This is a genomic window from Streptomyces sp. NPDC059002 (assembly GCF_042740435.1).
Taxonomy (GTDB): domain Bacteria; phylum Actinomycetota; class Actinomycetes; order Streptomycetales; family Streptomycetaceae; genus Streptomyces.
The window spans coordinates 23,543-42,561 of the sequence record NZ_JBHYJI010000074.1 but is presented as its reverse complement, the minus strand read 5'-3'; the positions used below and the strand labels follow the sequence as shown (position 1 = coordinate 42,561).

The 19,019-nt window shown below is 67.7% G+C and carries 15 protein-coding genes and 1 pseudogene; 5 read left to right on the top strand and 11 right to left on the bottom strand.

Features of this window, described 5'->3' with window-relative positions:
- The first annotated feature begins 369 nt into the window (after positions 1–369).
- Positions 370–1,479, top strand: coding sequence for a hypothetical protein (locus ACFWZ2_RS38625; protein ID WP_384553992.1), 1,110 nt, complete (start codon positions 370–372; stop codon positions 1,477–1,479).
- Between the two features lie 200 nt (positions 1,480–1,679).
- The gene (locus ACFWZ2_RS38620) at positions 1,680–2,522 is read left to right on the top strand and encodes a transposase family protein (protein ID WP_384553994.1); all 843 of its coding nucleotides are present in this window, start codon (positions 1,680–1,682) and stop codon (positions 2,520–2,522) included.
- A 59-nt stretch (positions 2,523–2,581) separates the two neighbouring features.
- Here ACFWZ2_RS38620 and ACFWZ2_RS38615 read toward each other — a convergent pair whose 3' ends face one another.
- Positions 2,582–2,842, bottom strand: coding sequence for a DUF5808 domain-containing protein (locus tag ACFWZ2_RS38615; RefSeq protein ID WP_384553990.1), 261 nt, complete (start codon positions 2,840–2,842; stop codon positions 2,582–2,584).
- A gap of 380 nt (positions 2,843–3,222) precedes the next feature.
- On the opposite strand from ACFWZ2_RS38615, the gene ACFWZ2_RS38610 reads away from it, so the two are divergent.
- Entirely contained in the window at positions 3,223–7,191 is a 3,969-nt protein-coding gene (locus ACFWZ2_RS38610) for a ribosome-inactivating family protein (protein ID WP_384553988.1), read from the top strand.
- A 523-nt stretch (positions 7,192–7,714) separates the two neighbouring features.
- On the opposite strand, the pseudogene ACFWZ2_RS38605 reads toward ACFWZ2_RS38610, so the two are convergent.
- Positions 7,715–7,909 (bottom strand): annotated as a pseudogene (locus ACFWZ2_RS38605) (hypothetical protein); the annotation flags it as partial.
- Positions 7,910–8,234: 325 nt separating this feature from the next.
- On the opposite strand from ACFWZ2_RS38605, the gene ACFWZ2_RS38600 reads away from it, so the two are divergent.
- The gene (locus tag ACFWZ2_RS38600; protein WP_384553986.1) at positions 8,235–10,091 is read left to right on the top strand and encodes a SpaA isopeptide-forming pilin-related protein; all 1,857 of its coding nucleotides are present in this window, start codon (positions 8,235–8,237) and stop codon (positions 10,089–10,091) included.
- Between the two features lie 155 nt (positions 10,092–10,246).
- Complete coding sequence (locus tag ACFWZ2_RS38595) at positions 10,247–10,657, top strand: L,D-transpeptidase (protein WP_384553984.1); 411 nt, start codon at positions 10,247–10,249, stop codon at positions 10,655–10,657.
- A gap of 485 nt (positions 10,658–11,142) precedes the next feature.
- Here the strand turns inward: ACFWZ2_RS38595 and ACFWZ2_RS38590 are convergent, their stop codons facing one another.
- The 9 genes from ACFWZ2_RS38590 to ACFWZ2_RS38550 all read right to left on the bottom strand — a co-directional run bounded on the left by ACFWZ2_RS38590 (position 11,143) and on the right by ACFWZ2_RS38550 (position 18,646).
- Complete coding sequence (locus ACFWZ2_RS38590; RefSeq protein ID WP_384553982.1) at positions 11,143–11,796, bottom strand: response regulator; 654 nt, start codon at positions 11,794–11,796, stop codon at positions 11,143–11,145.
- Positions 11,793–12,983 (bottom strand): sensor histidine kinase, encoded by a 1,191-nt coding sequence (locus ACFWZ2_RS38585; protein WP_384553980.1) that lies wholly within the window; start codon positions 12,981–12,983, stop codon positions 11,793–11,795. The genes ACFWZ2_RS38590 and ACFWZ2_RS38585 overlap by 4 nt, the downstream gene beginning before the upstream one ends.
- 174 nt (positions 12,984–13,157) lie before the next feature.
- Entirely contained in the window at positions 13,158–13,688 is a 531-nt protein-coding gene (locus tag ACFWZ2_RS38580) for a signal peptidase I (RefSeq protein WP_384553977.1), read from the bottom strand.
- Positions 13,689–13,698: 10 nt separating this feature from the next.
- Complete coding sequence (locus tag ACFWZ2_RS38575; protein ID WP_384553975.1) at positions 13,699–14,223, bottom strand: TasA family protein; 525 nt, start codon at positions 14,221–14,223, stop codon at positions 13,699–13,701.
- Between the two features lie 52 nt (positions 14,224–14,275).
- Positions 14,276–15,001: a hypothetical protein gene (locus tag ACFWZ2_RS38570; RefSeq protein WP_384553973.1), complete on the bottom strand. Its 726-nt coding sequence runs from the start codon at positions 14,999–15,001 to the stop codon at positions 14,276–14,278.
- A 138-nt stretch (positions 15,002–15,139) separates the two neighbouring features.
- Positions 15,140–16,357, bottom strand: a complete 1,218-nt coding sequence (locus ACFWZ2_RS38565) for an ABC transporter permease (RefSeq protein ID WP_384553971.1) — start codon at positions 16,355–16,357, stop codon at positions 15,140–15,142.
- Positions 16,354–17,079: an ABC transporter ATP-binding protein gene (locus ACFWZ2_RS38560; protein ID WP_384553969.1), complete on the bottom strand. Its 726-nt coding sequence runs from the start codon at positions 17,077–17,079 to the stop codon at positions 16,354–16,356. The genes ACFWZ2_RS38565 and ACFWZ2_RS38560 overlap by 4 nt, the downstream gene beginning before the upstream one ends.
- Positions 17,076–18,278, bottom strand: coding sequence for a peptidoglycan-binding protein (locus ACFWZ2_RS38555; protein WP_384553967.1), 1,203 nt, complete (start codon positions 18,276–18,278; stop codon positions 17,076–17,078). The genes ACFWZ2_RS38560 and ACFWZ2_RS38555 overlap by 4 nt, the downstream gene beginning before the upstream one ends.
- Positions 18,275–18,646: a hypothetical protein gene (locus ACFWZ2_RS38550; protein WP_384553965.1), complete on the bottom strand. Its 372-nt coding sequence runs from the start codon at positions 18,644–18,646 to the stop codon at positions 18,275–18,277. Before ACFWZ2_RS38550 ends, ACFWZ2_RS38555 begins: the two co-directional genes overlap by 4 nt.
- Between the last annotated feature and the right edge of the window lie 373 nt (positions 18,647–19,019).

Here is a 19,019-nt window from a genome sequence, read left to right as displayed (position 1 = left end):
CGCCCCCGGGCGGGGCGGCCCGCCACGGCCCGGCCGCACCGTGGCCGCGGGGCCGGGGGTGGGGGGGGAATCGACCCGCCCGCACCCCACGCGCCCACCGCCGAACAAGCCTCCGGAGCCAGCGGCGGCCGTCGCACCGGAATGCAAAAGGACGTCCCGCGGGGACGGCTCAGCATGGCCCGGCTCGCAGCCGGCCGGGACGTCCAGGCCGCGGGCGGCCTTCCCGCCCCGTCCGGACGCCGGGCCAACGGACGTGCCCTGCGGGCACGACAGCACTGTCCATCGCGCTCCGCACGATGACGGGCGGCATCTCCCCGACGGCGGTACGGCACGTCGCCGACCGCACCACCGAGACCCCGAGGAACACCCATGCCCGAGAACGCACCCGCCGTCCATCATCAGGTTGTCCCCGCAGGAGACCCGTCTCCGCAGACCTGCATCCAGGTCGCCCGGCAGGCCGCGATCCTCGCCGTCACCGCAGCCGACGACGCCATGACCGCCGTGTGCCACAGCCGGTCCGGAGCCGCCGCCCGTCTGGAGGCGGCCATGCGCGCGGCCCACAAGGAAGCCGTCGAAGCCGAGCGGCACGCGGACCGCGCCGAGCAGTACGCCGACGACCCCACGATGCCGAGCAGCGCACCCTTGTACTGCGCCCGTGCGGCCGTCGACCACGTTGTTCGGGCGCAGTCGGCCGCCGGAGTCGAGCCGACGGCCGAAGACCTGCGGGCCGAGTTGGAGCGGAAGCTGACGGCGGCCGAATACGCCGAGCGGGAGACCGAACGCCGCCGAGAGGAAGCGGCGCGGGAGGCCGAGGAGCGCGCGGCCACCGGCATGGACGCGGACAACCGGGACCGGGCGGCAAGGAACCGGTATCTCGCCGAGGGACACGTTGCCGCACTCGGTTGGACGGCCGGGCACGTCCGTGTGCTGGAGGCCGCCGAGTCGGGGCGCCTGTACTGGCGAGGTGGGCGGGCCCGGCAGGCAGCACGGCGCGGCGTGTGGAACGGTGGCCGACGGATCAGCCGCGAGCGGACCCAGGCTCTGTTCGTCGCGCGGTTTCTCGTCGCCGTCCGTCAGGACGACGGCACCCGCGTTCTGACCCCCAGCCCAATGGGGCAAGTCGCCCTCGAACTGGCCCGGCTCCACCCTGCCGGGCTCCACGACAGCGACCAGGCCGCCTACGAGGCACGGTTCGCCCGGGTCCGGCGACGCCACAAGCGCCGCGACGACCAGAAGGCCGCCGCCCGTGTGCTTCCGCCGCTGGATTCCAGCGCCCGAAACCTGTACCGAAAGCCGGTCACCCTCACCGAACAGCGGGCCCGCGCCGAGCGCGACGCCGCCGACCGCTGGGAGGACGAAGGCGGTCACTGCCCCGGCGCTCACACTCCGCGCCCCGCGGTGGACTCCGTCGCGAGCTCGCCCGTCCGGATCATCTTGCCCCTGCATCGGCACACCGCCGTTCAACCTGCCCTGTGGTGACGGTGACGCATCCGAGGCGCGACCCGACCAACCACGATCCGGCGAACAACTGTTCGTACGCACTTCTTTAGGGTCAGGCACGCATTCCGTGAAGACGATCACGCTCCTGCGCGCTGGTGACGCTCCGTCGCTTCGCGGGCATTTCCCGGGTGTGCAATGAACTGGTTGAGAGAGTGTTCCCCCACCTCGGATCGGTGCTGATGGAGCAACTGGTGCTGGAGGAGGACGTGTTACACGTCGTGGCGTGTACGCGGGACGGCATTCCTGCCAGATGCCCAGGCTGCGGGGTGGCGTCCCGCCGGACACACAGCCGGTACGTGCGGCACCTCACAGACGCGCCGACCGGGGGCCACCCGGTCGTGGTCGCCCTGTCGGTGCGGCGGCTGTTCTGCGACAACGCCGACTGCGGCAAGGTGACGTTCGCCGAGCAGGTCGAGGGGCTGACCTTCTTCTACGGCCGGCGCACGCCGCTGCTACAAGCGGTGTTGCAGGCGCTCGGCGTGGTGCTGGCCGCGCGGGCGGTGGCCCGTCTGGGCCTGCTGCTCGGCATGAGGGTGAGCCGGATGACGGTGCTGCGGCTGGTCATGGCCCTGCCCGACCCGGCGGGGACCACACCGCGGGTGCTGGGTGTTGACGATTTCGCCATCCGGCGCGGCCACAGGTACGCCACCTTGTTGATCGACTGCGAGTCACGGCTGCCACTGGACGTACTGCCGGGCCGGGACAGCGAGACACTGGCGGCCTGGTTGGGTGAGCACCCGGGAGTGGAAGTCGTGTGCCGGGACCGGGCTGCCTGTTACGCGAACCCTCGGGAATTGCATCAGACGGGCGAGAATCCGCAGGACGCCAGCTCAAGGTCACGCCTTGAGCGTCGGGGACGTCCTGCTCACCAACCTCTACGCGCTGTACGAGGCGAGCCAGGTCATCGAGCGCCTGGCTACCACTGCGGTGACTTCACGGAGTACTGGCGGTTCCATGCCAAGTGCGAGTACCACCGGGTCCACGGAGCCCATCACCAGGACCAGTATGATCTCATCGCCTGACCGCGGAAGTCACCACAAGAAGGCCGGACCCGAAGGAGTCACACCCCCTGGAGGCGGGGCTACCGACGCCTGAGCACCCGCGCGAGGTTCACCCCGTATCCGACCCCGAAGGCATGCGGGGTGAACAGCGCGTCATTATCCGGATCCCAGAACACGCGACGGAGCTTGCCCGGGGTCGGCGGACGGAAGTCATAAGGGAGACCGACGACACGGCCGGTCCAGGTGCGATCGACAGCCGGCTTGCTCAACTCCTTGGCCAGAGCCGCCCCCAGAAGCATGAAGGCCACCGCGCCCACTGCCCGGTTCGTGCGCATACCCATGCCACCACCCCTTCGAAGACACGGTAGTTGCAGCCTCGAATCCTGCACACCCGACCGGAAGAGTCATCTCACTCGAGGAGAGCCACACCCAAACCCTTTTGGCTCCCTCTCCGGAAACATCGGGGCGCTCACGCACCGTGGAAAAGGCAGCAGTCAGACCAGCCTCGCCCTGACACCCCGCCCGCAAGCAGCCCGGATGCCGCCGCCCGCCCTCCCGCACCTCTTTTCTGATCAGCTTTAGAATCGCTCACCCGCCATTCGATGGAAACACCCGCGTCCGAACAGATGGGATCGGGTTAGCTCTCCGAAAGAAGGTGGCAAAGTCGATTGATAGCGAAGATGCCACTCCTTTGGGGTAGTGCGAGAGAGGAGCCGATTTGATGATCGGTATCAGAAGGTGCCTGACGGGCATGGTGATGGCCCTGACACTGCTGGCTTCAGCGGAGTGGGTCGTCAATGCCCAGACTCAGGCCATCAGCGCCCGGCCTGCGGCCTCGGCGATTACCTCGGGCGGCATCCGTGCTGCAAACGACCAGGCACATAAGCCCATCGTGTGGAGTTTGGATTACGGGGCGACGGAGGGAAACCGTTTGGAATATCTGCACGTTATTGACGAGATCGCACGTTCCGCAGTTACGCATCCGGACGGTTATACGACAGTCCGGATTTCCGCACAGGGGCAGGGGGTCGTCGATGTATTCATCCGCAATGAAAACCTCTATCTGACTGGGTACTTTGCGCACGGGCGAGACGGGAACAGGGGGCAGGCATATCACTTTGCGGGTGAGCAGCAAATTCCTGGGGCCCAGGCCCCTGATGATATCCAGGCTGCCCTTGGGCAGCAGCCGTCTAGGTCTATGGGGTATAAAGCGGACTACGGATCACTCGCTACAGACAGTGTGAGTATCGAATCACCGCAATTCCGTATTGATCCGGAGAATTTGCCCTATCAGGTACAGAGACTGGTGCGTGCACGCAGGGGCAGCGACGTGAGGCTAGACGACGAGAAGGGGCCTCTGCTCCGGTTCGTTGTCGCCCTCAGCGAGGGCACGCGCTTCAGGACCGTAAGTGATCGGATTGGTGCCGGCCTGGCTGGAAGGCTGCATTTCAATCCACTCGATCCCGTCCTCAACCTCTCTCCGTCGGTCAGTTATATTGAGGTCATCAAGAAGTGGGACAGGCTGAGCGAAATGCTCCGGGATCCGGCCCCTGGGAAGTTTTTGGAAGTGCGTGGTAAGAAAATCCGGACCAAAGATATTCTTGACGCTGACCTTATGCGTGTCATGAAAACAGCCTCGGGCACTGCGATGGCGCCCCGCGTCGTGAATAGCAGTTATCTGGACCGGCGGAACCGGGGTCCTTCGATGCTCCTCCCTGTGGGTAAGAGGCGTTATGAGGAGATCTTCGGCGGGCAGAGCACCGCGACCGAAAGGGAATCTACATTTCCAGGTCTCGATGGGGAGTATGTGATTCTTGACAGGGATGAGCAGAAGGCTCTGTCCCGTGCTATCGGGAAGGCGGTAGACCCGGATAAGGGAGAACGAGGAGCTGTCCTCAGATTGCTCCCGAAAGATCAAGGAAGTACGCAGGTCCTTTCTGTTGATTTCTTCGGCGGTGAGGGATCGCTGACCTACTACGAGGATGTGGTAAAGCTCATCGGGGCGTATTATGATGTCCCCGAGGGCGGAAAGGTGATGGATGCGCTGGGTCAAAAGAACGTTATCGTCAGAATTCCTGGGGAGCCTCGCACTTACGGACCTGCGCCGGCCTCCGTGGCAGTCGTTCCTCAACAGGTTGCCAACGCTGCACAAGGTGTGCGTCTGCCGGACTTCGACTTCGTCCGCACTGCTGGCGCATCCCTGACGAGAGATGAAAGCGAAGCGAAGTTCAAGGAGGCGGTATCTCGTGTTACCTGCGGCCGCGCCAGGAGGGCAGGCCGCAGCAGATTCTGCGGAGGGGTGGGATTGGTGGAGGTTCCTGCCAGAGTGCAGGCGGCTGTTGAGGCTATTCTGAGCGCCGACCCGAATATTGCCAAAGACCTACTGCCGCAGGGGAATCTGACCAGAGCTTCCACGGTCAAGGCCGCGCAAACGCTTAAGCAGCGATTCAACAGGCTCGCCGCGAAGGGCCTCATCAAAGGCACTCCTGCGGCGCTCGACCTGGCGACGTCCTCACTCGACCTGTATCAGGTGGTGGATAGGGCGATCGAGATCTCCAAGGGAGACTATAAGGACGAAAGACAGAGGAAGCTCGACTATATTGAGAACTTTGCGTCACTCATCCCCGGAGTGTCGCCTATGCTCGGCATTCAGGACGGGCAAAAGCGTGGGGATACAGAGGCGGTGGTAGTCAACTCACTCGCCTACCTCTGGATCTTCCTCACTGCTGTGGCCGCCGCCGCCAACCCCCTGCTCGGTCTCGCTGTGGGATCTGCTGGAGCGGTCGGATTCAACGCCTACGAACTGGCCAAAAAAACAACCGAGCGCATGGAGGGTGCTGACGCGCCAGCTACCTTTCCAGCCGATTCCCCACTCATCGGAAAGCCAGGCAACTACGTATTCGATCTCCCGCCGGTTGTGAGTCTTCCTGAAGGGGTGAGTGAACTGCAGAAGCCGCCGGGGATCGCTTGCACTGAAAAGGTCAGGGGTACCGAGCACACGCAGGCAAGGCATCCGCAGCTGGAAATTAACCAGGAAACAACCAGTGACCCGGTCCGGCTGGGGATCGTATACTACGATGGCCTGTCCGGGGAGGAGAGGCTGAGGCTGGAGCTTTCTCCCGGTGGTTCGCACGCAGACATCGACGAATATTCACAGTTCGGGGAATTCAAACACCTCGGCGGTGACTGGCGTCTCACAATGCTCGACCACGGGCCAAAGTATTTCTTTCTCTACTACCGCCTGGGCAACAGGCTATCCCGTAAATTGACGCAACTGTCAGTGGACTGGATGGGGAGCCAGGCTAACGGGCGCGCAGCGTGCGCCATGGTCGCGTCCGATGTTCCGTGGGCAGCAGTGATTCCCTTTGGAGGGAAGATGCCTGAAGCACTCCACGGGACCGGTACCGTGCGGGTGCAGGCCCAGGCGTCGCCCGTCGAAGCTGGGCAAGTCAAGGCCGAGCCTGTCCCGCAGAGCGTCAGCCCGTCGAAGGCGCGAGTCTCACTCGTGGCCACCCCTGGACCGGGATACCGTTTTGTCCGGTGGGCCAGGAAGGACGGAAAACCGCTTCAAATTCTAGACGGTAGGAAACAGACAGACCCGGTCATCTATCTGGAAGATGAATCGGTGACCGTCACCGGAGAGTTCGAGAAATGTGAGACCGGGTGCCTCCAGGCTTCCCACATGATCTCCGTCACGTCTGACGGGGGAGGAAGCGTTAACGTGGAACCGCCTTCCCGAAAGCCGGGAGGGCTCTACCCGGAAGGCACCTCGCTGACTGTGAGCGCCCTTCCCTACACCGGATACCGGTTTGCCGGATGGTACTCGGGAGAGGGTAAGTACAGCGACGAAAGCCGAATTGCGCTGAAGGTCGCGAATGATCTCCGTCTTCGGGCCAAGTTCAGCAGGGAACCGCTGGTTACAGTGACTCTGAGCATGAACCCGAAAGCGGGCAACATCGCCTATGACACCCGAACCGGTGAAAGGAACATCGGAGGAAAGCTGTCCACTGGAAGTACATTTTCTGTGGAGGCAAGGCATTTCCCAGGTTTCCGGTTCGTTCGCTGGCTGCGGGACGGCGCAGAAGTATCCCGATCGCCGCAGTATGAACTGACGGCACAAGAGGACGTCACATTGACGGCCGAGTTCACCCGCACTAAGCCCCCGGAGCCGTCGGGGCCACAGCTCACATTCCATCCGTCGCCGTCTGCCGGCGGAAGAATCGCTGTCGGTCATGACCTTGTTTCTCCCGATGCGAGCCGCACATTCAAGTCACAGGACCAGCTGAGCTTCACTGCGGTGCCCGCTCGCGGTTACCACTTCGATAAGTGGGAAGTGAGTGGTGGCCAGCTAGGGAGCTGGACCAAGGGAGCGAACAGCCCGTGTGCTGTGCCGTACCAAGTGGCGAAGAATGCTTCCGTGACGGCACGTTTCAGCAAGAAGTCTTCGGGCGGCAACGGGTACAAGGTGAAGTTCCCCCAGCAGGAGGGCGGGAAGGTCATTGCCCATGCCCGTGCCGACGGAATCTACGATGCGTGGGATGAGGTCTGTCTCTCCGCGCAGCCGGATCCCGGCTATCGGTTCGTCGGTTGGAAGGAAGAGGGAACTCCGTGGTCATTGGGTAGCGAGGCGGAATACCTGTACCGGGTGACCAAGGACGCCTCGGTACTCGCTGAGTTCGCCCGGAAGTAGCCCTGCGAAGCATTCAGCTTCTTCGGCGTGGCCACTGATCGGGCGAACGGCGGGGCAGTGACGGGCGAGGCCCTCGGACGGTTGAGCGAGATGTCTGACGTCTCAACTCTGCAGTCCGGGGGCCTCGTTGGTTACCTAATCTCTTTGTAGCAGCAGGTTCGCGAAGCTCCGGCTCATCGGATCTGTTCGAGTACTGGGGCATCGACATCTTGTTTCAGCCCGGCAGGCCATGCCTTCCTGCAGAGCGGTGCGAGCCCCAGGTACTGGTGGTGGCGACCGTGTGGGCGCCGAGTGGATGCCCACATACGACCCGGCTCTCCACGCCTTCTGTGAGAGCGGCAGCGTTCGGCGTCTTCGCGGCCGTCACCACCAAGACGCGAGCGGGCTGGTCGCGTGGGTGTCGGGCGCATGTCTTTGCTAGACCCGGCGTCGACGCCTTCCGCTAGAGCAGTGGTGCCCGGCACCTTCGCGACCAGCCAGATCGTGCCCCGTGGTGTGCTGCGTGGGCGCCGAACGGAAGCCTTTTGGTTACCCGGCTGCGACGCCCAAGGACAGATCGGCGGCACTTCTCCCGGCAGACGCGCTCGAACAGCACCTCCACGGGCTCCGGTTTGGTGTGTCGGCCGGTGAACTGCTTGCCATTGTCGGTCACGACTTTCGACGGGACGCCGTAGCGGCGCGTCGACGCGGCGAGCGCCTCGCAGACGGCCGGGCCGCCCAGAGAGCTTCAGTGGGCGTGTCAGGTTGCCATCGACGATCAAGGTTTTCATGCTTGCGAGGAAAAATCCTCAGCTGTTCTTCTGCTTCTCTTCCTCCGTCAGGGTGGGTGACCAGTGCCAGTGCAGGGACGACTTCGTTTCAAAATCGTCAGTACGACGGCCATCGCCGTGGCCGGGCTGCTCCTTTCGCAAGGGGCTGCGGAGGCCGCGTGGACGGCACGCTCCCTCCAGGCAGCGACGTCGTCCTTCTCGAGGGCAAAGGTGGCGGTGAAAGCAGGTGCCGGCAGTCTCGCGGACCCATTTGAGCTAGCCGGCGGTGAGACCGTGAAACGGGCAGTCCGGCTGACGAATCACGGCAACGTGGACGGTGATGTCGTACTGGAGGCCGGTGGCACATACCGGCCAACCATCACCAACGGCACACGGACCCGCCTGGGCGCCGGCGAACAGAAGAAGATCCCTCTGTACCTAGAATTCCCCGGCCACAAGCCTGAGACGGAAATCCCTAGGGGGTCCGCCTTTGTCACGGCGACACGGAAAGCGGGTTCCTTCACCGCGACTGATGTTGCCCCGGTCGGCAACATCAGACCAACTGGCACGGTCCTGGCCTGGGGCGATAACGGGTGGGGGCAGTCAACGGTGCCGGAGGAGGCCCGGTCCGGGGTGACCGCCATCGCCGCGGGCACCAACCATTCGTTGGCGCTCAAGAACGGCCGCGTCATCGCCTGGGGCGATGACTCAGCTGGGCAGTCAACGGTGCCGGAGGAGGCCGAATCGGGGGTGACCGCCATCGCCGGAGGCTTTGGCTACTCGCTGGCGTTGAAGAACAGCCGCGTCATCGCCTGGGGCGATGACTCAGCTAGGCAGAGCACGGTTCCGCAGGAAGCGCAGTCAGAGGTGTCCGCCATCGCCGCAGGCCGTAACTATTCGATGGCATTGAAGAACGGCCGCGTCCTCGCCTGGGGCCTGTACGGGCTGCTCGCGGATCCACCGGAGGAGGCCGAATCGGGGGTGTCCGCCATCGCCGCAGGCGGGTATCCGATGGCGTTGAAGAACGGCCGCGTCATCACCTGGGCACCAGATACCGGGGCGCTGACCACGGTTCCGGAGGAGGCCGAATCGGGGGTGACCGCCATCGCCGGAGGCTCTGGCTACTCGCTGGCGTTGAAGAACGGCCGGGTCACCGCCTGGAACACTCGGGGCGGCAGGGAGACCACGGTTCCGCAGGAGGCCCGATCAGAGGTGACCGCCATCGCCGCCAGCACAAGCGGATACCAGGCGCTGGCGTTGAAGAACGGCCGGGTCATCGCCTGGAACAGCCAGAGCGGCAGGGAGACCACGGTTCCGCAGGAGACTCGATCAGGGGTGACCGGCATTGCCGCGGGCGGGGCAGTCGATGGAGTCGAAGGCAGGAACAGGTTCTCTGCGCTGGCGTTGAAGGTATCCCGCAGCACCCTGTCAGTGGCCAAGACCGCCGACCGGACGACCTATGCCCCCGGCGGTCCGCTGGCCTACACCATCATCGTCTCCAACACCGGCCCCGACCCCGCCAGGGGCGTACAGGTCACGGACCGGCTGCCCGCGCCACTGCAGGACTTCACCTGGACCTGCGGCGCGCCCGACGCGGAAAGCCTCTGCACCCAGCGCTCCGGCCGCGGGGACATCGATACCCGAGTGGACATCGCCCCGCATGCCAAAGTCACCTTCACCCTCACCGGCACCGTGCCCCTGAACACCACCGCACCGCTGGACAACCGGGCAACCATCATCACCGACCCCAACTGCACCTCCCCGTGCCCGACCGCGTCCCGCCCCATCCCGCACGAACCCCCGCGTGGCCAGGTGTCCGTCCTCAAGCAGGACGCCGCCAGCCACCGGCCGCTGGCGGGTGCCGTGTTCCAGCTGTGGCGAGAAGCCAACGGCATTCCCGGGCTCCAGACCGACGGTCCACACCCCGACCGGAAAGTCGGCCCTGAATGCCTCACCGACCGCACGGGCACCTGCACCCGCAGCCGACTACCCCTGGGTACCTACTACTGGGAGGAAGTCGCCACACCCCCCGGCTACGCGTTCCCCGCCCACCCCGTCACCGGGCCGCTGGCCCTCACTGCCGCCAACGCCGCCCGAGGGGTGCACATCCGCGTGAACAACCACTCCGGCGGCCCGCCCGTCAAGAAGTAACCGTCTCATCAGGAAACCGCTGCGATGCCGGGGCGGGACACTCCTTACCGAGGACTGTCCCGGCATCTGCAGTGGTGATCGCTCCGGGAATGCCTGTGTCCGTCCGTGCCTCATCTGCCGCGCCAGTTCTGGCAGTCGCCGTAGCCTGTGCGGCCTTGTTCGCCCGCCCGGCCGCGGCGGCGTCCGCCCCGCTGGGCTGTCCCCGGTTCCAGGCCAGGCTGGCCTGTGTAGACCTGACCCGCCAGACGATGTGGGTGACCGAGCGCGGGAAGACGGTGTGGGGTCCCGTCCCGATCCGCAGTGGCCGCCCGGGATATGAGACCCGCACGGGCTGGCACGCCATCGAATGGAAAGCCAAAGAACACTGGTCCACCCTGTATAACGCACCCATGCCGTATAGCCAGTTTTTCAGTGGTGGCCAGGCATTCCATGGCACGTACACGACCATCTACACGCCTTCTGGCTCCCACGGCTGCGTCAACCTCCACCTGCGCGACGCTCGCCAGCTCTGGAACCTCCTGACTCCCGGCACCCCCGTCTACATCTGGGGCGCACGCCGGACCTGAGGGTCTCGTTTTCCAGTCGCGCTCCGCCATTCTTGTCTTGCCGGGAAAGGGCATACTTTCGAGGCTCACGGGCTGATGGCGCATCAGGTCTGGAGCGGCGAACTTCCCGTCCAGGCGGCAGCGGACCGCCTCGGTGGCCTGCCGGTGATTCAGGTTCTCCGCATACTGCAGCACTGACACCATCGCCAGCCGGGCCGGTGACAGCCCCGTCGCCCGTCCGCCGGATACCAGTCGGCGAAGTCCCCGTCCGTGAGCAGCTCATCCCGCCGGTCCCGTACCCGCATCGCCGCCGTGCCCCGCGGATTGCTCGCCCGCGCCATCCGCACCGTCAACGGCGGAATCACCCGCCCGGATCCCGATCCCATCGCCCTCGCGGCCACCCTCCGACCGCTCGATCCGCCCCGCCCTCACCGCCTGAGCACGGCACGAGGACCAGCGGGAGAGCCAAGCACACCCCGCTCAGCGAACATCACCGGGCGGCCTGCTCAGGTGCCGGGCAGGCCGGCGTGGTGGGCGATGAGGGCGGCTCGGACCCGGTTGTTCACGCCGAGCTTTGCGAAGAGGTGGCGGCAGTGGACTTTGATGGTTGACTCGCTCAGGTGCATTTCGGCGGCGATCTCGGCGTTGGACAGTCCGCGGGTGATGGCGGTGAGGACTTCGTGTTCCCGGTCGGTGAGGGATGCGATGGCCGCGCGTTCGGCTGGGCCCAGGCGTGTGCCGGCGGAGTCGAGGGTGTCGATGAGCTTGCGGGTGACCGTGGGGGAGAGCATCGCGCTGCCCGCGGCGATGACGCGTACCGCGTGGATGAGTTCCTGCGGCGCGGTGCGTTTGAGGAGGAATCCGGCGGCGCCGTTGCGCAGGGCGGTGTGGATGTATTCGTCGTCGTCGAACGTGGTCAGCACGATGACCTGGGGTGGCGGGTTGAGCTGGGCGATGTCCCGGGTGGCGGTGAGGCCGTCCATATGGGGCATGCGGATGTCGATGAGCACGACGTCGGGCTGGATGGTGCGGGCGAGCGCGACGGCCTGGCGTCCGTCGCCGGCTTCGGCGACCACGTGGATGTCCTGGGTGGAGGCGAAGATGTGGGTGAGGCCTTCGCGGACGATGGGGTCGTCGTCCACTACCAGTGCGCGGATCATGCTTCCTCTTCCTGATGGTCCTGCTCCGGGCTCTCGTCGGCCGGATGAGTGGGAATGGAGGCGGTGACGAGGAAGCCCCCGTCGCCGGTGTGCTCGTGGCGGAATCTGCCGCCGTGCAGGCGGACGCGTTCGGCCAAGCCGATCAGTCCGTGCCCGCCCGTGGGGACGTTCACGGGCCGCGCGCCGCTGGGCGGGCCGTTGCGGACGGTGACCGTGATGGTGTCGCCGCGGGGCTGGTTGCCGGTGCGGAGCTCGACGAGGACGGAGACGGGGGCGCCCGGGGCGTGTTTGGCGGCGTTGGTGAGCGTCTCCTGCACCAGCCGGAAGACGGTGCGCTGCGCGGAGGGGCGCACCTGGGCCATCTCCCCTGTGAGGGTCAGGGAGACGTCGGAGCCCAGGGCGCGGGTCTGGGCGACCAGGGCGGGCAGGTCGGCGATGCTGTGCTGGGGTTCGAGTGCCGGGCGCTGCGGGGCGCCGGCGGCTCGCAGCACCCGTACCACGTCCTGGAGTTCGTCCAGGGCCTGGGTCCCGCTGCCGCGGATACGCGCCGCTTGCTCGGTGACCCAGGCGGGTCCGCGTGCCGCGTTGAGCTCCAGTGCCCCGGTGAGGAGCACGACCTGGGTGATGCGGTGGGCGACGACATCGTGGACTTCGCGGGCGATGCGGGTCCGCTCCTCGCGGCGGGCGTCCTCGACGTCCCGGGCCCGGCTCTGCTCCAGCCGCTCGGCGCGGACGGTGATCTGCTCGTACTGCTGGCGCCGCTCGCGGACCAGCGTGCCGGCGATGGCGGGGGCGATGAGGAAGACCAGGGCCTGGGCGACGAAGGAGACCAGCGGACGGTCTCCGGTCAGCGTGCTGGTCATCGCGTTGAGGGCGAGGGTGCAGGAGGCGACCAGCCATGACCAGGCGGGCTTGCAGTACACGCCGATGGTGAACACGGCGAGCGCCAGTATCAGCGGGGTGTAGGCGAGCCAGTCCCCGATCACCACGATCGCGGCGACCCAGCGGGGGAAGCGGCGGCGGGCCAGCGTGGCCAGCCCGAGCAGCACGGACACGGCGGCATCGGGGAGGGGCGAGTGCCGCAGAAGTCCGACGGGTGAACCGTCTCCTGCCAGCGCCTCCACGACACTGAACAGGGTGGCGAGGCCGCTGAGGGCGAGGTCGGTACGTACAGGCGAGGCGGGCACGGGGGGCATGAGGGTAGTTTCGCGCTCGGGAACGGTGATGATCCGGATTGCGCGAGGGGGATTCGGGCCCTTCTCGATCGTGCCGCTGTCGCACGGCGGCGGGGAGCCCGGGGCCGAGGGGCGCCGGAGCATCGCTGCGCCGGTGCCCGCGGCCGGGAGGGCTTGGATAGGGGCTCACTGGGGTTTTCCCGGGGGCCTCAAGAGGTTTCGGGGCAGGGTGGTGCGGATGGTGGCGGCGACCAGGACGAGGCCGGCGAGGACGATGAGTGCGGGCCCGGCCCAGCGCAGGCCGCCGACGAGGGCACCTGCATGGGGGATGGTGAGGACCGGGGTGTGGTACTCGCCGGTGGCCAGGTCGATCTGCCATGGGTCCGGGGTCGGGTTGGCGTCGCCCTTGGTGGTCATGACCCGGGTTCCGCCGGTGTCCTGGATGGTGTCGACGCGGTGCACGACGGGCTTGTCGTCGATGCGGTGGGCGGCTGGGGGCGGGAAGAGGACCACGTCGCCCTGGCGGATCTCGTGGGCGTCCAGGGGCTTGGTGACCAGGAGTGCGCCTGCGGGGTGGTGCGGGGCCATCGACCCGGTCAGGACCGGGACCAGGCGGGCCCCGGTCCACCACAGTGCCGCCCCGATCACCACGACTGTGGTGATCGCTGAGGTGACCGCGGTGGCGACCAGGACCCGTACGGTACGGCGCGGTGTCATGGGGTGAGGGCTACTTCTGGTTCTGGTCGGAGACCGCGGTACCGGTCCAGGTGCCCTTGAGCTTGAGCCCCGTCTTGCCCTGAAGGTCGTTCCCGGCATCGGCGGCCAGCTTGACGGTGGCGGTGTAGGCGCGCTTCTCATTCACCGTGAACGTGCCGAGGTCCTTGGTGGTGACCTGCTGGCCGTCCTTGTCCGTGATGGTCACCGTCAGCTTCGCATGCGACACGCCCTCCAGGCTGATGCCGCCCTTGACGTTCACGGGGACATCGGAGGTGTTGTGGACATCGAACTTCGCCTTGACCTCGTCGCCGGGCAGCAGCTTGCCCGGGTTCGGCACCTGAATGTCCTGGGTGACCTTGGCTCCCAGGCCGACCGTGGCGGTCGAGAAGTCCTTCGTTTCTGCCGAGTCGGTTGCGGTCCAGGCCGCGAAGGCGCCCGCTCCTATGAGGGTGAGGCCGAGGCCGAGGGCTGCCAGGGTTACGGTAGTCCGCTTCTTTCGCTCTGCGAGCTTCTTCACGTCGCGAAGGTCGTGCATGGCTGCGCAACTCCTTGCTGTGTCAGGGGAGGAATTCAGTGGAGAACGAGGCTTATGTCGTCTTCTTCATCGTCTCCGGCCCGGGACGGCCCTCAGGTACCACTTCGGGACAGGACGTCCTCCCCCGCCGGTGGGCGATGAGCGCGGCGGTGAGGAGTGCGGCCCCGCCGGCCGTCAGGGCCAGCGGGAGCGGGGCGAGGGGGCTGGCCGGGTCGGCGGTTCCCCCGCCGGCCGCGACGCCGCCCCTGGGGAATGCGGAGCTGTCCGCGGTCACTCCGGTCCACGATCCGCGCAGCGTCAGGCCGGTCCTGCCCTGGAGGTGGTCGCCGGCGTGTTCGTCCAGGGTGACCGTGGCCGCATAGGTCCGTGACTCGTTGGGCTGCAGCGTTACCGGTGGGGTGTTGGCGATGGGCTTGTTCGCCGAGTCGGTGAGGGTGACGGTGAGGTGGGGATCGGCCGCCTTCTGCAGGCCCTCCCACCCCTTGAGGAGGATGCCGCCGTTGACCGGTAGGGCGGTGTCCGACGCGTTGCGTACCTCGAACGTGGCGGTGACCCGGTCGCCGGGCAGGAGCTTGCCCTGGGGCGGGGGCTGGATGTCCCGGACGACCCGGGCGACCAGGCGTCCCTCGCGGCGCTCGTGCTCCTTTTGGCCTGTGCCGCGTTCGTTGCCCGGGGGCCACGGTCCGGCGCCGCCTGCGAGGGCCGTGACGGCGCCTGCCGCGATCAGGGCCGTGCCGATGAGGAGGCCGGTCCGGGCGACGGTGCGGGAGGAGGGCATGACTACCTCATGTGATCTTGGGTTCGGTCCCTGAATCCTCGCGTGCCGGATGGAGGCGGTAGCACCCCCGTCCGGAGAGATCTGACCTCCCCGTACGGGGTAGTCGCGCGTGGCCGCTTACGGGGAGAGAAAGGGGTGTCAGGTCGTGCGCAGGGCGGTGGTAGGGGACAGACGGGTGGCGCGGAGGGCCGGGTAGAGCCCGGCGAGCGCACCCACCAGGACGGCTGTGGCCGGAGCGGCCCCGATGGCGTAGGCGGGGAGGGCGGCGGGCCAGCCCTGCCAGGCGGCATAGCCGAGGACGGTGCCGGTGCCCAGGACCAGGCCGGTGAGGCCGCCGGCGAATCCGAGCAGGACGGCTTCGAGGAGGAACTGGGCGGCGATCTGGCCGCGGCGGGCGCCCAGGGCCCGGCGCAGTCCGATCTCGCCCCGGCGCTCCATGACACCCACGATCATCGTGTTGGCGATGCCGACGCCGCCGACGAGGAGGGCGACTCCGGCGAGCGTGACGACGAGGCCGTTGAACGTGTCCTGGGTCTCGGCACGGGCCTTGAGCAGGTCGGAGGGGCGGGTGACGGCGACGGCCGTGGGCGCGGCGGGATTGGCGGTGGCCCCGGCGACGGCCTGGACATCCGCGACGCGTTCGGGGTGCGCGCGCAGGTAGACGGCCGTGGGATGGGGGCCGGCGCCCAGGTGGGCCCGGGCCTGGGGCCAGCCGACCAGCGCGGCGGTGTCGAGCTCGGGGGCGAGCTCGTTGGCCTGGAGGATGCCGGTGACGGTGTACCACTGGCCGCCGAGCCACACGCGCTCACCGGGGTCCGCCACACCGAGCCGCCGCGCCGCCTGATCCCCGAGCACGGTGACGGGGAGGCGTGCACCGGCCTTGTCCAGCCAGCGCCCGGCCCTCAGGTCGCCGTGCAGGGTCTTCAGCAGGTCGAGCCGGGCGGCCAGGACCGTGAGGCTGTTGGTCTGTTCCTCGGGCACGAGGTCGTTGCGGTAGACGTGGGCCTGAGTCTTGCCCGTGGCCGTGGTCTTCTGCACGGGGGCGATGTTGGCGAGCATCGTGGGGGCCGTCTCGGGCAGCGGCACTTCCTTCTGGTCACTGTCCTTGCCGGGGCCCACGGTGATCAGGTTGCTGCCGAGCTGGTCGAGGCGCTGCATGAGGTGGGCCTGGTTGGAGGCGGAGATGCCGGTGACGGCGAGGACCGCGGCGATCCCCAGAGCGATGCCCAGGGCGCACAGCGCCGAGCGCAGCCGGCGGGTCTGCGGGCCGAGCAGGCCAAGGCGCAGCAGGTCCGAAGGCCGCAGCCGGATCCGGTGCAACACGGCATAGCCGCGGTGGCGGTGGCGCCGGATCATGATGCACCCCCCTTCCCGGGGGCGTCGTCGCGTTCGTCGAAGGCGATGCGGCCGTCCTGGATGCCGATGCGGCGGGGGAAGGACGCGGCGAGTTCGCGGTCGTGGGTGATGACGATGACGGTGGTTCCGGTGTGGTGGAGTTGGCGCAGCAGTTCGATGACGGTGGTGCCGGAGGCCGAGTCCAGGGCGCCGGTGGGCTCGTCGGCGAGGAGGAGGGCGGGGGCGCCGGTGAGGGCGCGGGCGATCGCGACGCGCTGCTGCTCGCCGCCGGAGAGCTGGGCGGGCCGGTGGCCGAGGCGGTGGCCCAGGCCGACCTCGCGCAGCGCCTGAGCGGCAAGGGCACGGCGGTGGCTGCGGCCGGCGCCGGTGTAGAGCAGGCCGGTGGCGACGTTGTCGACGGTGGTCAGGCCGGGCAGCAGGTAGAACTGCTGGAAGACAAAGCCGATACGGTGCCCGCGCAGTGCGGCGAGCTCCGGTTCACCCAGGGCGGCCAGGTCGTGGCCGTCGAAGAACAGCTCGCCGCGGGTGGGGCGGTCCAGGGTGCCGAGCAGGGCGAGCAGGGTGGACTTGCCCGAGCCGGAGGGGCCGACGATGGCGACGAGTTCGCCGGGTGCGATCATCAGGTCGATGCCGTGCAGGATCCGCAGGGGCGGGCGGTCCGGGCCGGTCGGGTGTTCCTTGACGACCTGCCGCAGTTCGAGCAGGGGCGTGGTGGCGGTCACTGGGGGACCTCCACCCGGTCGCCCGCCTTGATGCCGCCGCCGCTGATCTGTGCCTTGGCGTTGGCGACCAGACCGACCTCGACGCGGACGAGCCGGGTGCCGCTGCCGTGGCGCACCTGGACGCCGTAGCCCCCGCCGTCCAGGGCCAGCAGCGCGGTCACCGGCACGACCAGCGCGTCTTTGACGCTCTTGCCCGTGACGGTGACGGTGACCGAGGAGGGACCGGCGGCGTGGGCGGCCTTCTGGTCGTCGAGTGTGATCGTCACGGTCGCCTTGTCCTGGCCGCCCTGGCCGCCCTGGCCGCCCTGGCCGCCCTGGCCGCCGGTGGTACCGGCGCCGCCGTCGGCGCCCGCTTGCACGAGCGAGGTGATCTTCCCCCGGGCCGTGGCCCCGCCGGGCAGCTGGATCTCGGCTCGGGCGCCGGGAGCGAACTGCGAGACCTGACTGTCGGAGGGCTGGACGGTGACGGCCAGGCCGGTGCCGGTGGTCTTCAGGACGGTGCCGGATCCGGCCGCCGCACCCAACTGGGCGGAGACCTGCTGGATGCGCACGGTGGCGTGCGGGGAGAACACCAGGCGCCCCAGGGGGATCTTCCCCGTCCGCGCGATGCCGCAGGCCTTCTGCCAGCGTTTGACGGCGGTGGCGGTGGCCTGGGTGAACTTCCCGTCAACGCGCAGGCCGAGCCCCTGGGCGTGGCCGAGGGCGACGAGATTGCGTTTGAGGTTCCGCACATCCGCACCGTCAGACATGCCCGGGGCCAGCTCGCGCCACATGGGCCGGTCGCCGGCCAGCAGCATCACGGGCTGACCGTCGACCTCATACAGCGCCTCGCCGGTGGTGACCGTGTCGCCGGGGGCGGGCAGCCGGGTCAGGGTGCCCTGCCCCTGGGCGGAGACATCGACGGGGGAGGCGTAGGCCAGCCGTCCGGTCACCTTCATGCCGGAGGAGAGCGCAGTGCGCTGGACCTCGGCGGTGGAGTGCCGCACTTGGGGCTGCTGCGGGGCGCTTTCGCCGGCCCAGGGCCGGACCACGGCGAGGGTACCGCCCGCCGCCAGAACGGCGAGGGCGCAGACGAGGGCGAGCCGGCGCCTGCGGCGGCGCCGCGCCGCCGCCCCGGCACCGTCCTGGACGTCCTCGCCGCCGCCGGGAGCATCCGGGCCATCAGGCCCGGTGGAGGAGGGCTGTGCCTGGTCGCTCACTTGTCCTCCTCCACCGAGAAGCCGCTCAGCTCCTGCCCGGTCTTGGTGCACAGCTGGGAGATCTTGTTGAAGGCGTCCATATCGGGGGACTCCTTGAAACGGACCGCGCCGTCCTTGGGGTCGGGGTCGGGAAAGGCGGGCATCCCGTTCTTGCGGGCGCAGGCAACGAACTTTCGTGAGGCCTCGACGGCCTGGGCATCCGACTTCTCGAACTCCTGCTGAATGCCGGGAACCTGGGCGTTGCAGGTCTTCTCGGCCTCAGCGTAAGCTCCGCCCCCGCTCTTGCCCGACTCGCTCGTGGTGCCCGCATCGGACACAATCCGGCCCTTGTCGTCGAGCTTGACGCCCGCTTGTCCCTCGCCGTTCATACACTTCACCCACGCTTGGCGGATGTCCCTGGAATTCCCCGGTGACGTACGGGAGGATTTATCGTCCTGGTCCCCGGCGATCTTCGGTGCCTCACCGCCCCCGGAGCATCCGGCTAGCGCCAGCATGAGAACAGCGAGCCCGGCTCCGGCGGCCGGACAGGACCGTGGCCGAAGCCGACTCGGAATCGGACGGTTCCACAACATGGGGCGCATGGCGTTCCTTCGGCTTGAGGCGCGGCTCTTCCGCGCCAGAAGAAAACGGACAGGAACATTGCTATCCAGGCGCTGGTTAGCCGCCGGTGACCGGATGCCCAACCCCCGGCTAACCCGCCGCAGAGCACCATGCATCGAGAAGAGCGGAACGAGCGGAAGG